Source organism: Microcoleus sp. ARI1-B5 (genome assembly GCF_036705795.1).
In the GTDB taxonomy this organism is placed as follows: domain Bacteria; phylum Cyanobacteriota; class Cyanobacteriia; order Cyanobacteriales; family Microcoleaceae; genus Microcoleus.
Map to the genome: position 1 here is coordinate 67910 of NZ_JAUBVK010000031.1, position 16189 is coordinate 84098.

At 45.2% G+C, this 16189-nt stretch carries 11 protein-coding genes; 10 read left to right on the plus strand and 1 reads right to left on the minus strand.

What is annotated here, in order from left to right:
• From QUB63_RS29195 to QUB63_RS29225, 7 genes are all read left to right on the plus strand, one after another.
• Window positions 1-948: calcium-binding protein (locus QUB63_RS29195; RefSeq protein WP_332948871.1), on the plus strand; the 948-nt coding region annotated here is incomplete at its 5' end.
• 185 nt (window positions 949-1133) lie between these two features.
• Window positions 1134-2039 (plus strand): calcium-binding protein, encoded by a 906-nt coding sequence (locus QUB63_RS29200; protein WP_332948872.1) that lies wholly within the window; start codon window positions 1134-1136, stop codon window positions 2037-2039.
• Between the two features lie 194 nt (window positions 2040-2233).
• A complete protein-coding gene (locus tag QUB63_RS29205; protein WP_332948873.1) occupies window positions 2234-3556 on the plus strand; it encodes a serine hydrolase domain-containing protein in 1323 nt (440 codons plus the stop codon).
• A gap of 565 nt (window positions 3557-4121) precedes the next feature.
• Complete coding sequence (locus QUB63_RS29210) at window positions 4122-5108, plus strand: calcium-binding protein (protein ID WP_332948874.1); 987 nt, start codon at window positions 4122-4124, stop codon at window positions 5106-5108.
• Window positions 5109-5150: 42 nt separating this feature from the next.
• Window positions 5151-5654 (plus strand): hypothetical protein, encoded by a 504-nt coding sequence (locus tag QUB63_RS29215; protein ID WP_332948875.1) that lies wholly within the window; start codon window positions 5151-5153, stop codon window positions 5652-5654.
• 72 nt (window positions 5655-5726) lie between these two features.
• On the plus strand, window positions 5727-7589 hold the full coding sequence (locus QUB63_RS29220) for a hypothetical protein (protein WP_332948876.1): 1863 nt from the start codon (window positions 5727-5729) through the stop codon (window positions 7587-7589).
• A 373-nt stretch (window positions 7590-7962) separates the two neighbouring features.
• Window positions 7963-8778: a hypothetical protein gene (locus QUB63_RS29225; RefSeq protein WP_332948877.1), complete on the plus strand. Its 816-nt coding sequence runs from the start codon at window positions 7963-7965 to the stop codon at window positions 8776-8778.
• Window positions 8779-9039: 261 nt separating this feature from the next.
• Here the strand turns inward: QUB63_RS29225 and QUB63_RS29230 are convergent, their stop codons facing one another.
• Window positions 9040-10395 carry an AAA-like domain-containing protein gene (locus QUB63_RS29230; protein WP_332948878.1) on the minus strand — a complete coding sequence of 452 codons (1356 nt, stop codon included), beginning with the start codon at window positions 10393-10395 and terminating at the stop codon, window positions 9040-9042.
• 301 nt (window positions 10396-10696) lie between these two features.
• Between QUB63_RS29230 and QUB63_RS29235 the strand changes: the two genes are divergently transcribed.
• The 3 genes from QUB63_RS29235 to QUB63_RS29245 all read left to right on the plus strand — a co-directional run bounded on the left by QUB63_RS29235 (window position 10697) and on the right by QUB63_RS29245 (window position 16072).
• Window positions 10697-14224 (plus strand): Calx-beta domain-containing protein, encoded by a 3528-nt coding sequence (locus QUB63_RS29235; RefSeq protein WP_332948879.1) that lies wholly within the window; start codon window positions 10697-10699, stop codon window positions 14222-14224.
• Between the two features lie 398 nt (window positions 14225-14622).
• Window positions 14623-15357 (plus strand): calcium-binding protein, encoded by a 735-nt coding sequence (locus QUB63_RS29240; RefSeq protein WP_332948880.1) that lies wholly within the window; start codon window positions 14623-14625, stop codon window positions 15355-15357.
• 67 nt (window positions 15358-15424) lie between these two features.
• Complete coding sequence (locus QUB63_RS29245; protein ID WP_332948881.1) at window positions 15425-16072, plus strand: hypothetical protein; 648 nt, start codon at window positions 15425-15427, stop codon at window positions 16070-16072.
• The last annotated feature ends 117 nt before the right edge of the window (window positions 16073-16189 follow it).

Below are 16189 nucleotides of genomic sequence, written 5' to 3' on the forward strand. Positions count from 1 at the left end.
CCCAATAAACCGCGTTTCATTGAAGACTTTACCGATGTTCCTCAGCCCGACCCCGATGGCGACCCCAATCCCAATAAACCGCGTTTCATTGAAGACTTTACCGATGTTCCTCGGGAACAACATGATTCTGAAACTGTCGATCTAATTGACCGCGACAGAAATGTTGGCGAAAATGAAGCTACTCGCACCCTAAATCCTGTCGAAATTGTTCGCACTATTGACAGTGTTGGCCCGGTTGCTACCGCTGGCATTGTTGACATCATTGATGCTTTGGGAACTCCTGAACTGATTGAAGCCGTTAACAGTTTTATCGGCACAATTGATAAGTTTGCCAATGAACCTAAGTCAGAAATTCAGTGGGGTACTCAAGGCAATGATTTCCTAAATGGAAAGTATTTAAATCAGCCGAACCACATTTCTGCTTTAGGTGGCAACGATCGGGTAAATGGTGGCTATGACAATGATGCGATCTATGGCGGTGCTGGCAAAGACACGATAGATGGGTTGGATGGTGACGATTATTTGACTGGCGGCACTAACAATGACGTGCTGTATGGCAACGGTGGTTATGACTTGCTCGAAGGTGGCAGTGGCAATGATTACCTTAATGGTAATAAAAATGGTGGGCCGGGGGGCTACCCTGACGAAATTGACACCCTTATTGGCGGTTTTGGAGCCGATACATTCGCAATTTTCGAGAAAGGCCCGGAGTTTAAAATGCCTTACTTAGATGGCTTAGGCGAGCACTCCTATGCAATTATTCAGGACTTTAAGAAAGCAGACGGAGATGCAATTTTGCTGGTGGGCAAAAAGCAAGATTACGAATTTGTGTCGGGGGACGGTTATGGCAATAAGTTGATTCAAGACACAAAAATCTTTTATAAAGATGACATGATTGCCGTAGTTGCAGACACAATGGCTGCGGATGTAACCCTGTCATTCGTCTAATTCTATCTCTAGGGTAACTGGTTCCCAGGCAGAGCCTGGGAACCGATATCCAGAGGCTCTGCCTCGAAGATAGATCCGGAGAATAGGGAATAAATCAAGTTTCAACGATTCAAAGCAATGTACTAGCGATCGCACAGGTCGCTCAATCTCTACGTCCTAATTTTGAACAACAAGGAGTAAGTGAAATGATTATTAACGGCACTTCTTTCAATGACAACGGTATCGACAAACCAAAGCTAGTTGGAACTAATCAAGCTGACTCAATCTTTGGCAAAGCAGGAAATGACATATTGTCTGGTCTTGGTGGCAGCGACTATCTGGATGGTGGCACCGGTAGCGACGATATGTTTGGCGGCGCAGACAATGATACCTACGTTGTCGATAGCCAGAATGACAAAGTTACCGAGAACTTTAATCAAGGCATCGACACCGTTATCTCTTCCGTCACCTTTCCGCTGGGCTACAGGCTAGGCCAGAATCAGGAGAACCTGAAGCTGATCGGCAACGCATATGAAGGCTACGGCAATGCCCTCAACAACACCATCACAGGTAATGCCGTTGGCAACCATATCAATGGTGAAGGTGGTAAAGACTATATTGATGGTGCAGGTGGTAATGACAATCTCTATGGTGAAGCCGGAAATGACACTCTCATCGGCGGGTGGGGAAATGATTATCTATTTGGTGCAGCCAATAATGACAGTCTCGTAGGCGGCTGGGGTGATGACAATCTCTATGGCGACACTGGCAATGACATTCTATACGGCGGAATCGGTAAAGATTACCTTAATGGTTACGGCAACGGCACGGAATTCGACATTCTCACTGGTGGCACTCAAGGGGACACATTCGTACTCGGTTACTCCACCATCGGTTACTACCTAGAAAATGGCCACGCCACAATTACAGACTTTAACTCATTACAAGGCGATAAAATCCAGGTTGCTGGGAGTACGCAGGATTACTCGCTGGTGAAGTTTGGCAACAATACTAATATCTTCTACAAAAATGATTTGATTGCTGTTGTGCAAAACGTCGAGCTTAACCAAACAAACTTGGTTTCTGCCCCTATCGTTCCCATTCCTGGCTAATTAATTGCCCAATAGAGTTTGCAGTTCGAGAAATATCGGTTAGGTTTTCTGACTCAACCTACATTTTCTCCCTACCAAAATTACCTACCTTTGCCTTCCTCTTCTCTTTGCTTCCTCTGCGTCTCTGCGGTTCGATCGACATTTATTTCAGGACAAAACGAATAATTTAACCCTTAACCCACGAGTCAAAAATCATGAAACTTTTTCCTAAATTATTAATCCTTTCTACCCTAGCATTAGGTGGATTTCTAATTACGAGCCAATTAGTCAAAGCCGATTCACAAGCAATTCTCACCAGCGATCGATCCCAAACAACTGCCACCGATGTTATTACCGCCCCAGGATTTGACATCAATCGATTCGAGCAAAACATCAAGCAAACCCTCGATAACCAATCAATAGGTTACTCATACGCCATTGTACTCAACGGACAACTCAAAAAAAGCGGTGCAGGTGGCTATGCCATTCTCAGACGAGATATCCCCAATAATAGTGGAATTTTCCCCGATCCCAAGGGAATCCCACAAAACCCAATCAAGCGCATGAATATTGCCAGTATCACTAAACCAATTACTGCTACGGCTGTGCTGAGAATCATTCAAGAGAAACAAGCACCCAGCTATCCAAATCTCACGATTAATTCTAAAATCGAACCTTTTCTTCCTACTGCTTGGAAATTAGGGCCAGGTGTAAAATATCTCACCTTCAAAGAACTGCTATCACAATACAGCGGTATGAACGATAACGGCGGGGGAACCTCTCTTGATGCGCTCAAAGAATGGATTGCCAAAGGTGTAACTCGACCCAAAACAGAGTACAAATACATCAACGCCAATATCGCGATTTTCCGCATTATTTTGCCCTACATGGTTTTGAGCAGTCAAAATAAGGGCTACTACAGCAACCTGTACAAAACTAATCCCGAAGAGTTCGATCGACAAATGTCAAGAATATACAAAGATTTTGTCAAAGTTGAGGTATTCGCGAAAGCAGGAATCAAAAATGCTGAACTATACCATCAAACAACCAATATCGACGATGCGCTACCACAAATTCCCACCCGATTGTATCACACAGTTGGGAGTATCCAACAGCCGAATCGAGCGGGAGCTCTGGCAGGGGATTGGACGCTGAGTGCTGGTGGAGGCGGATGGTATTTATCGGCAATCGATTTGGGAAGATTTTTAGCCTATGCGCGCTTTTCTAACGATATCCTGAATCAAAACACCCGCGATTTAATGTTTGATAAAAATAACTGTCCGGGTGCAAATTGCAGACCCCTTGGATGGCAACCTCCATTGGCGGGAAAACATGGCACTTATTACTTTCATGGTGGTTTGCTTTTTTACGGTTCTAAACCGAAAGAAGGAGAACCAGATTTGAGAAATGGGATGAACGGTGGTGTTGTTACATTTCCAAATGGAGTGCAGGCATCTTTATTGATTAATTCTCGCGGTCATTCTCCATCAGCCAATCAAATTTTAATCGATGCGTTTGACAAAGCTTGGAGTAATTAAGTGCAGGTTTGAGAAACCCGGTTTCTGTAGCCAGATGAATTTTATTTAGATCGAGACAGGGCGATCGCTCTTTCAGTCTACAGAGAACTGGGGGCGATCGCGCGAGTCTTTTCTTGACGCTATCTGTTGGATACTCTCGCATTGGAAGCCCGCACCAAAATCTAGACTTGATTGTACGATCGCCAACCTGACTATGTAGATATTTACCAAAAAACCTGACTTTTTCGGATTTTTAGGACTTACTAACCGGCAGTCAGAAACCGGGTTTTTTACGATAATCCTTCGTCGCAGCCGACAGATTAGGTAAAAATCCGGTTTCTTTGGCCTGATGCCTGAGTCCTGATTTTTATGATGCTTTGTCAGGATGCACCTGATTTTTCCCGATAAATTCAAAGCCTGAAGTTATTTATCAGTTCCTATAATACCTGATTTTATCACCATTGCCGTTCAATAGTTTTAGCAAGAAACTGATAACAGGAAGCGAAAAGGGCAGCAAAAAAATATAAATAATAACCATTACTTCCTAAATAAACCAATTAGTTTGAAATACAAAGGAGCAACTGAAATGGCTAATATCAACGGCACCAAATTCAATGACAACAATACTGTCAACGGCGATGGTAAGTTGCACAAATCATTAGTGGGAACCGATTCGGAATGGCAGCAAAGTCTGAACGGGCCAGTATTAACGCTTGGCAATGATGTAATCCACGGCCTGGAAGGCAATGATATCATTTACGGTCGTGAAGGGAGCGATCGCTTATACGGCGACAGCGGTAACGATAACATCTACGGCGGTGATGGCAGCAACACTGGCAACAACGTCACTAACAACGACAGCTTGTACGGTGGCAGTGGCAACGACAACCTGCACGGCGAGACTGGCAGCGACAACTTGTACGGTGGCACTGGCAACGACAACTTGTACGGTGGCACTGGCAACGACAACTTGTACGGCGGCAATAACAACGACAACTTGTACGGTGGCACTGGTAGCGATGAGCTGTATGGTGGCGCTGGTAATGACTATTTAGATGGTGGGTTTAACAACGACGTTCTCGATGGTGGCGCTGGTAATGACACTTTATATGGCGGCGTTGGCTACGATTATCTAGTTGGCCGCTCTGGCAACGATTATCTAGCTGGCGGTACTTTAGACGATGCTTTACTTGGCGGTACGGGCAACGATAGTCTCTTCGGCGGGAGTGGTAACGATCAACTTACTGGTTACGGCTTTGGGCAAAATGAATTCGACATCCTCACAGGTGGCATTGGAAAGGACACCTTCGTGTTGGGTGACGTAAATAGCGTTTACCACCTCGGAAATGGCTACGCCACAATAACGGACTTTAGTTTAGCTCAAACCGATCAAATCCAAATCAAAGGCCTCCTCAAAGACGGTTACTCGCTTGGGCTTGGCAACTGGGAAGGTAGCAAAGCCCAAGACACGGGAATCTTCTACAAGGGTGATTTGATTGGTGTTGTGCAAGACAAAAATCTTACCAAACTCAACCCAAATCAGGTGTTCATCTCCGCATCTAATCCGCTCTAATACCTAATTTTATTACCCAACAACATTACTTGGAGAATCATCATGGATAACAACATTCAAAACCAAAGCCTCTCAGTTGTACGGCCTGTAAAATCCATCGTCCTTGCCACCTTGATGGCGGTATCTTTTTCCTCCGCTATGGCAATTTTAGGTAAGACTTCTCAAGTTTTGGCCAACCCCTTAACATCACAGCCGGTTAATCACCTTCAAATTAATGAAGTAATTACTTCCCCATCTTCGATTGTCGGCAAATGGAAAGGGAATCTTTATTCTCAAGGTGATGATGCCTTAACCTCTGTTGAAATGGTTATCAAACAAGGAACAAACCAGCAAGGAACATGGAACTTTATCGGCGGGGAAAATAATACTTCTTTTGAAAGTGGTGCAGTAGTTGCCTCTGTAGGTGCTAATAATGTAACTTTGGAATTCAAGCAAAAAAACAAAAAACCTAGTTGGTTTTTCAAATGCAAACTTCCAAACAATACCAACCTTTCTTGCGAACAGGTTGGTAAGACATCGACGAAGCTCACTTTGAAAAAGATTTAGCTTAACTCGCGAGAAGCCCCACGTCTCACCGGAAGGTGAGCGTGGGCTCAACACTATCAAGGATCAAATGTCATGCACAAACATCAATTATCCGTTAGTTCCTTAATTGCGGCTAGCCTAATTGCAACCACTTCCTTGCTACCCTTAGCACCCGCCTTGACAGAGACTTCTGATTTGAAAGAAGTAAATAATATCCCCATCACAGGTTCTGGCGACCCCCAACTTGAACCAATTTTACAATCCCTCACCGAGTTTATGCGTCATCGTTGCGTTGGGGCGGCTGTACTGGGTGTTTCTGTCAAAGGGAAACCTGTAGGCGTTTGGGGTTTGGGTCGCATGAATGGCAGACCTACAAATAACTGGGATGCCGCCTGCGGCGACGATATGAATGCCCCTCTCGCCCCTGTCGTACCGCCAAATACGCCGATGCGAATTGGTAGTATTTCTAAACCCGTAACTTTTGCAATGGTACGTTGGGCGTTGAAAAAAGTCGCCAAAGATCAAGCGGGTCTAGAATTAACAGACGAGCAAATTGAAGGGTTAAAATTATTTGACCCGCAACACTATCCGCCCCTAATTCCCGGTACAAATAAACCTTACCCCGTCGCAATAATTCCTAAAGATGTGTATGAAGTCTTTTCGGGAAAAGTCAAATACTCCGCAGCCATAAAAGACAACTTTAAGTATGGCGGCAACAAGGACAAAGAAAAACTCTGTGCCGATTTAACATCAGGGTATGCAGATAAGCAATGGCAGTCGGTCACTCTCGGTCATTTTTTATCCCATCGGACTGGACTTCAAAGAAGCGCCCCAAATCTCGAAAACGATATAGTTCCAAATTTTCCTATTATTCGCAAACTGACAACAAAAGCAGATTTCCAAAATCAAGAAAATCTAATCAGCCAACAGTGGGGAAGCCAAACTATCAATTCAGCAAAAACCAAACTCGGCTTAAATTCCGACAAAAATGGCTACTTCATTCCTGAAGTCACGCTATCAGAAAGTATGATGGTGTTGGCAGGGCGCTGTCTGCGGTATCCTCTAGGAAAGTATAGCTATTCCAATACTAGCCCAGCTTTTCCTACCATTATTTTGAAAGAACTAATGGCATCTGGCAGATACGGAGCGGATTTATTAGGTAAGCCAGAAAGTCACAAAGGTTCGGCTTTGCAGGTATTTTTCCAAACTGATCTAGGCGTAACGACTACAGCTACAGAAGGGGTATTTATTACACCAGGGATACAAAATTTTCCGGGCGATCGCGAACCGAAAAAACGTCATTGGAATGGCAAAAATTACTATGGAACTAAATGGGATGTAAAGCGCCCTCACTGCGTATGGACAGGACAATTCTGTGATTTTACTAGCTGGAGAGACAAAAAAGCTGGCACTATTAATTGGTCGTGGAATTTGCAGCAAGTGCCGTTTGCTTATGCTGGCTCAGGGATAATAAGTCCTGGTACGGGTTCTCTCGCCGTAGAACCAAAAGCTTTTCTGAAGTTTATGTCGGAATATTGGGTAGGAGGTTATGATTCTAACCCCTATATCGGTGAAAAGCGCAATAATACGTGGACTCGATATACTGGACACACGGGAGCCTATGACGGCGCTTATGCTTGGGCAATTCATCTAGGGGGTAGTAATAATCCTAAAAATCGGAAATTACCGCCACGAGATCAGCAAGGAGGCATCCTGGATGTCTTTGACAAAGAGAAATTACAAACTTACCAAACTTCTCTTCCAGATGGTGTTGATATCTTCGTTGCTGTTAACCAGTGGGCAGATAGAAAATGCGTGGAAGCTGATAAAATCAATACTAAAGAAAAAGGTTACAACTGCCGTGATGCCTATGGGATGTTGAATAATTTCGTTCTGTATGGTGCTTCGCGGGTGAATTGGGTGCAGGTTAACACCATTGATGATATCAGTAATTAAGTTCCTGACCGCAGTCCGGCAGGGAGCATCCCATTTTTGCAAATATATCCGTAGGGGCGAAGCATTCCGGCAGTAAGTCTCTGCTTATAACTAATAAATTATCTGCCGGAATGCTTCGCCCCTGCACTCATTGGGATGCACCCGTCCGGCAGGGGTTTAAACCCCTGCCTCAAAGCGAAAGTCCTCTCAAAGAGGACTGAAGAGTTTTTATTCGTTTACTCGTTACCAGGCTGGAGCTTGGTAACGCAGAGCCCGAGGCTATGCCTCGAATTTACCCTTTGCAGGTGAGGCAGAGACTGGAAGAGCGATCGCGAAAATTCAACTGTTATTTGGTTAAGTTATCTCAACTGTAAATTATCCAGGAGATCGCAAAATGCACTCGCAAACTACTTACTTTAGATTCTCTCTCTTGTTATCATGTATCCTTTTTCTAGGTGTTGCACCTTTTACTTGGATTGCATCCTTGTTTGTACCCGGTATTTGGAATCAAGGGATGGGAATTTATTCCATATTTGTTGTGGCAATACTCAATTTAGCTATTACTACTGGGTTGGTTTTTTACTATAGGGTATCTGTCAATTCTCGGGGCATAAAATGTACTACTTTTTGGGGTAAGCTTCATTTTGTAGAATGGTCAACCATTCGTGGTGCAAGGTTTTATAGTGGATTTTTGACATCAGGATTAAAGTTTATCTTGATATCGACAACCAAAGTATCGCAAGATTTATGGTTGCCATTATTGCTCAACGATATGTCTCATTTTGAACAGTTGGTTTCCGAATATGCGGGTACAAGTAACCCACTTGTGAATCGGTTACATGAACGAAATACCACTACTTATTTGTTAAAGGAAGCCAAAGCTAAAATTAAATGGGCGTGGCAAGCAGGAATAGTATCCGGTACTTGGACTCTGATATTGGTATTTTTATCCTTAGCAGGATACGGCTTTACTGGCTTGATAGACGCATCTGCACTTATAGATGTTTGTCTGGTTTTTGGTCTGTCATTTGGTATTTATAAAAAAAGCCGAGTTGCTGCTGTAATTATGCTGGTTTATTTTCTCTTAAGTAAAGCTTGGATTGTCATCGGACTAAAAATATTTCCAGGAGTTATATCATGGTTTTTTCTCATCTTATTCTTAGGAGGTGTCCAAGGTACTTTTACGTATCGCAAACTATCAAAATCTTAGTTGACGGGATACTGAGATCGGGTTCGATCGATCGACCATAATATCCAGGCCGGGGCGGGTTTTTGAGATTGTGAATTATTGGCGGGTATTGTTAACTGGTTCCTAGGTTCTGCCTGGGAACCGATGTCCAGAGGCTCTGCCTCGCTTTTGTCTCGAAAAGTTTTCATGAAAATTGGAGGCAGAGCCTCCGGATCTGCGTTACCAGGCAGAGCCTGGTAACGAGTAGATACGTTGTTGCAATCACTTCTTTTTCACTTCTTTTCAAGCTAAAACGCGGCAGAAATACTCGCGGTACAAATTGCAACGCGGCATGACATAATTGTTTTGCCGCCGCACAATTCCCATGCTGTGCAATTTGTAAATTTGCATTGAATCTAATTCAACTGGTTCTGCCGAATTAACAACTTTTTTCAAAGCCAAAGCTAATTCGGAATTTTGTTGCAGGATTTCCAAATGCTTGCGTAAATGACTGCTGTAAATTCCTGATTCTGATGCCGCATTTTCTAATAGCTGAGTTAATGAGATTTTTCCACAGCTAATCTCATACATTGCCAATCTTACTAAATAAGGGTGTCCGCCGATCGCACTTATCAACTCTCGCAACTGCCCCTCATCCCAATCCAAGCCGTGCAAACGAGCTAAATCGTAAATTTGGTGGTTGTCAAACTCCAGCAACTCAACGGGAACCCCCGCATTAAAGGGAGATTGATTCATGTCCAAAGGAATGTAAACTTCGGTAGAATGCGCCATTACCAACCGCAGTTTTTGCCAAATATCGGAAATCTTGGCTTTTTCGTGCCAGCTTCGCAGCATCCCCAGAAAGTCTTCAACTACTTCTGTGTAGGGAAATAGGCGATCGACTTCATCCAATCCCAACACTAGAGGAGTTGCTGTTTGGGCCAGCAAATACTCTTCAAAGTATACCGTACAGTTATCGTTGCTGCCCAAAATATCGGTATCCCAATACTCGTTTAACTTGTTTTCTAACTTTAACTGCCGGCTTACCATCAAGCACAACCAGCGCAGAAATTTATCAAGATTTGTTAAAATCCCTCGGTCGGCGGCGCTCAAATCTAAATAAACTGCGTGATAATTTTCCTGGACGGCCCGATCTAAAATCCGGGTCATCAGTGAAGTTTTGCCCATCATCTCCGGTGCTTTAATCCGAATCAGAGAACCGGGTTTGACAACGGTTTCGCCGCAGAGAGAGTCGATGTTGGAACGCTCTATATAAAAAGGTGAATCTAATGCTACTGAACCTTCGGGGAACTGCAAATTTGCCGCCGTCGGTGATGTTGCTAAGGGCGGATTTGCGGGCAGAGATTGATTTGGTTTTGCTTCATAAGATCTCCTCAGAGCTTCTTTGAAATTTTTCTTGGTAATTCTTTCTCCCAAAGCTTCTGAAAGTTTGTGCCACAATTTGTTACCGACATCTTTGTTGAGGTATTCAGCGCTGTAGCCGTAAGTTTTGGCGATTTCATCGTAACTTTTGCCTTCCCAAGAACCTTGAAGGACTTTCATTTCGATGTCGCTGAGATATTTGCCGGTGTTTTGAGCAAAAATGCGATCGGCAGATTCTTTGGTCTGGTTCCAAGATAATTCTAATTCTGAGTTCATTGCCTTGGCCGGGTAGTACGTATATACGTAGATATGCAGACTTTTACGAGAAATATATTGTTCCTGGATGGAAAAGTCACCCTGACTTTTCCCTATTTTAACTGATTTAAGTTGAGTTTGTACTGTCAATCCTGGTTGAAATACCTGATTTTATTCCCCTGGCTGGTTTTGTGCTTGGAAAATAAGCTGGTTTACATGAAGTAAGTCGATCGCCCGATCGCCCGCAAGCCTTGCTTGCACCTATTGGATCGCACTCACGAAAGCCAAATCTAGCAAACACCAGGGTAGAAGGATAAAAATTATGGCTGCTACAATTACCGTTAATAGCACAGATGACTCCAATCTTAGAAATGCCGTCCTCACTCTCAGAGAGGCAATTCTGGTTGCTAATGGCACTCTTAATTTTGCTGCTTTGACAGCTACAGAACAAGCGCAAATTAACGGCACGATCGGTACTGGTGCCGATCGCGATACGATCGCCTTTAATATCGGGGCGATCGGTTCTCAGCAATTAATTCAGCCTCTATCCGCACTGCCGCAAATTTCCGATCGAGTTATTATCGACGGTTTGAGTCAAGGCGGCGCGGGCTATAACGGTTTGCCACTGGTGGAAATCAGCGGCCCGGGAATTTCCATTGTCGGACTTGATATCACTGCTGGAAACAGTATCGTGCGAGGTTTAGCCATCAACAAATTTGAGTTGGCAGCCATCCGCTTGCAAAGCAATGGCAGCAACGAGATCGTCAGCAACCACATCGGCACCGATCTTTCGGGTACGGTCAAGCGGGGCAACCTCAGGGGGATCTGGATCGATCGCGTTCCAGATAATCGGATCGAGAACAACTTAATCTCTGGCAACGACAATTTTAATAGCGGGCTTGGCATCCAGATTTCCGGCATCGCTGCGCGCAACAACCAAGTAATCCGCAACCGTATTGGCACTGATATTACGGGTACTGTTGCGATCGGCAACAACGCTGGCATCAGCATCCGCAATGCGCCTGAAAACTTGATTCAGGACAACCTGATTTCTGGCAATGTGGGCATCGGTAGCGGAATTTCGATTAACGGCCCAACTGCCAATCAAAATCGAGTTGTCGGCAACCTCATCGGCACTGATGTTACTGGTACTGTAGCGCTAGGAAACAGTACCTATGGCATCTCTATTGGCAGCGCTTCTAACAATATTATCGGCGGAACGACGCCTCAAGAACGCAATATCATTTCTGGCAGTCAGACTGCGGGTATTTTTTTTGCATTTGGGTCCGCAGTTTTAGGCGAACCTTCAGGCGGTGTACCTGCGACAAACCGAGTTGTCGGCAACTATATCGGCACAAATATCAGCGGTACTGCCGCTTTGGGAAATCCGATCGGCGTCTTTATCGGTGTTGGCGAAAGCAACATCATCGGCGGCACGACACCGCAAGAACGCAATGTCATTTCCGGCAATCAAATGGGCGTCTTATTACTTGGCAACGAGGTCACTAACAACCGCGTTATCGGCAACTATATCGGCACGCAAGCTGACGGCAGCACTCCTTTACCCAATACTTTGTACAGCAACGTCATAGCTGAAAAAACTGGTGTGAATAACCGCATCGGCGGCACCGCAGCAGGGGAAGGAAATACGATCGCCTTTAGCGGTAGCAGCGGCATTCAAGTGACTGGTGGCAACGGCTTAGCAATTTTAGGCAATTCCATCTTTTCCAACAGCACTTTAGGCATCGATCTCGATAACGATGCCGATCCCCTAGCTAGCGACGGCGTTACCCCAAACGACTTGGGAGACGGGGATACAGGCGGAAACGGCTTGCAAAATTTTCCTGTTTTAAACTCCGCAACTGCTAGCAACGGCAACATTACTATTAGCGGCACTCTCAACAGCATTCCCAGTACGACTTTCCGCGTCGAATTTTTTGACAATACTGTTTTAGATCCCAGCGGTAACGGCGAAGGACAAACTTATCTCAACTTTGTTAATGTCACGACTGATGCTGCTGGCATTGCTAATTTTACATCGCCACCGTTAACTGCAACAGGCGCGATCGTTACTACTGCAACTAACTTAACAACTAACGAAACTTCCGAATTTTCTCAACCTTCCCCCGGCTTACTGCAATTTAGCAATCCGGCTTACACGGTGAATGAAAACGGTACAGTTGTAGGTGCAGCAATTACTGTCGATCGCATTGCTGGTAACAAAGGTGCAGTTGGCGCAACGCTGGCGTTAGCCGATGGTACTGCTGTTGCTGCTGACTACACCAATACGCCGATCGCACTTAACTTTGCCGCTGGCGATACGACACCAAAAATTGTGACTATTCCGATCGCAGATGACGCGATCGACGAAGCTGACGAAACGGTTAATTTATCTCTGACTAATCCTACGGGAAATGCTACGGTGGGCGATCGATACAACAATGCAGTTTTGACGATCGCAGATGATGACTCTAATCCCACTCCGACGCCAACTCCGACACCAATTCCGACACCAATTCCGACACCAACTCCAATAGAAACGCCAACGCCAACTCCCACACCAATTCCCACACCAATTCCGACAGAAACGCCAACGCCAACTCCCACACCAATTCCAATAGAAACGCCAACGCCAACTCCCACACCAATTCCCACACCAATTCCGACAGAAACGCCAACGCCAACTCCAACTCCAATTCCCACACCAACTCCAATAGAAACGCCAACGCCAACTCCAACACCAATTCCGACACCAACTCCAATTCCGACACCAATTCCGACACCAACTCCGACAGAAACGCCAACGCCAACTCCCACACCAATTCCAATAGAAACGCCAACGCCAACTCCCACACCAACTCCAACACCAATTCCAATAGAAACGCCAACTCCAACACCAATTCCCACACCAATTCCAATTCCCACCGAAATTCCGACAGAAATTCCGACACCAACGCCAATTTCGACACCAACTCCGACAGCAACACCAATTCCCACGCCAACTCCGACAGAAATTCCGACAGAAATTCCCACACCTACTCCAACTCCGAGCGAAATTCCCACACCCACTCCAACTCGGATCGAAATTCCGACAGAAATTCCCACACCAACGCCAATTCCGACAGAAATTCCGACTGAAGATTGCCCGTGTAATTCTCTCTCCCTTCCGAATCTCAACCAACCCAATCCTGTAGAAAACGACTCGATATCAGGCGGAACGGAAGATGATTGGCTGTGTGGCAGCAATAATCAAGACATTATAATTGGCAATGAAGGAACAGATACATTATTGGGAAATCTGGGAGAAGATTCGCTGGATGGGGGAAAAGGAAACGATTTCCTATTGGGAGGTAAGAATCGAGATTTAATTTTAGGCAGTGAAGGCAACGATACTCTGTTGGGAAATTTAGGTGACGATACTGCCTGTGGTGGCGGCGGCAACGATTACTTGCGAGGTGATGAAAATAACGACTTACTTGATGGCTGTGAAGGTAATGATACGATTTTGGGAGGAAAAGACAAAGATTCCCTATTTGGGGGAGCGGGAGATGACTTTTTAAGCGGCGATTTGGGAGATGATGTTTTAATTGGAGGAAGTGGGAGCGATCGTTTTCTGCTTTGGGCAGATTCAGGCATGGATATCATTTTAGATTTTGAACCGGGAAAAGATGCGATCGCCCTTAGTAAAGGTTTGACTTCCTCTCAACTGTCAATTACTCAAGCCAACAGCGATACCTTCATCCGCTTGACTGCAACAGGTCAAATTTTAGCTACTCTCAATAACCTATCTGTTGCTCAAATCAATTTTACAGACTTGAACTCAGCTAACTCATTCATTCCACTTTTTTAATCTCTCAATACCCAAAAGACCGCCTGGGGTTTAAACCCCTGGCTAATAGCTGAAGTCCTCTGAAGAGGACTAATGATTCTTCAGTCCTCATAGCGAGGACTTTCGCTTTGAGGCAGGGGTTTAAACCCCTGCCGGACTGCCGGACTGTCGGACTGCCGGACGGCGGGTTTAACGCTTTTTTTTGACACCAATGCAACCTGATTTTTCCCAATTCTGATATTTTACTCCCTGATTTATTCCCATTGATACTTGCAAAACACCATTTTTCACTCATTTAAACACCTGATTTTATTCCCATTGTCGCTTGCTTTACCAGAGGAGAAACTAAATACATCAAGCAAGTTAGCTGAGTCGTTCTCACCCTTGCACTAATTGGAAAACCACAAGGAGCAACAAAAATGTCCTTACTTATCAAAGGCACTGACTACGACGACAACAATACTGTCAACGGCAACGGTCAATTCCACAAATCCCTAGTGGGAGAGGATTGGACAATCAACGGTCAAGGTCAAATTCAGATTTCAAATGATACAATCTACGGCTATAAAGGCAATGATATCTTGTCAGGTCGCGGCGGAGATGACATCCTCTACGGCGGCTTCGGGGGCGATCGGCTAGATGGCGGCGCGGGTAATGATAAATTAAACGGCGAAGCTGGCGAGGATTTGTTGTATGGAGGTGGTGGCAAAGATACACTGTCTGGCGGCCTTCACAACGATTATCTATTCGGAGGAAGCGGCAAAGATTATCTAATCGGCGGCGACGGTAACGATTACCTTGACGGTGCTAATTTTTGGGGTGCCGGTAACGGTATCGGCGGCGGCAGCGAATCCGATTCTCTCGCGGGCGGCGCGGGTGCGGACACATTTGTACTCGGCAATGTTGATAATGTTTACTATCTCGGCACTGGCTATGCTACGATTACGGATTTTACGTTAGGTACTGATAAAATCCAAATTAAAGGCAATCTAGCAGACGGCTATTCCCTCAAAGCTGGCGATTGGAGCAACAACAAAGTTCAAGATACCGGTATCTTCTACAAGGACAATTTGATTGGTGTTGTGTTAGAGACAAACTTAACTAATGTTAACCCGAATCAAGTATTCTTGTCCGCGCCTCCCATCCCTCAATAGTCTTAATTTTCGCGGCTAAAGGGCGGATTTCAGTGACCCGCCCTCCATTTTTAAACAGGAGTTTTTTATGATTAAAATTGCGAGCCAAAAACAAAAAATTAACAGACTTTTCTGCACAACTTTGATCTTAATTGCAGCTAGCCTCTTAGGAGGCTTGGGAAAGGTTTTCGAGTCCAACAGCAGCACAGCTTTAGCGGAAGAAAGCATCCCCGTTAGCGGTAGCGGTGACGCGCAGCTTCCGCCGATTTTGCAATCCCTAACGGAATTCATGCGCCACCGCTGCGTCGGTGCGGCTGTACTCGGTGTTTCTGTCAAAGGTAAGCCCGTGGGTGTTTGGGGTTTGGGGCGCATGAAAGGCCGATCGACCAATAACTCAAATCCGGCTTGCGGTGACGATATGCAGACTCCTCTGAGCGCGATCGTACCCGCAGATACCCCCATGCGTATGGGCAGTATCAGCAAGCCTGTTACCTTTGCCATGGTGCGCTGGGCGCTGAAACAGACGGCGCGCGATCGGGCGGGTTTAGAATTGACTGACGAGCAAATTGAAGGGATGAAATTGTTCGACCCAGAGCATTATCCGCCGCTAATTCCCGGTTTGAACAAGCAATATCCAGTAGCGATTATCCCTGAAAATTTGCACGCCGTATTTTCGGGAAAAGTCAAATTCCCAGTTGCTATTAAAGACAGTAATTGTGCCAATCTTAACTCATGATTTGCCGACAAACAGTTGAATGAAGGATATTAAAGGCTGCGAGTTGACGGGGTGACAACCCCGTCAAAAGCTTGATAAAATCAAGGACATAGCCCTGTACCCCCTCTGGAAGAATGG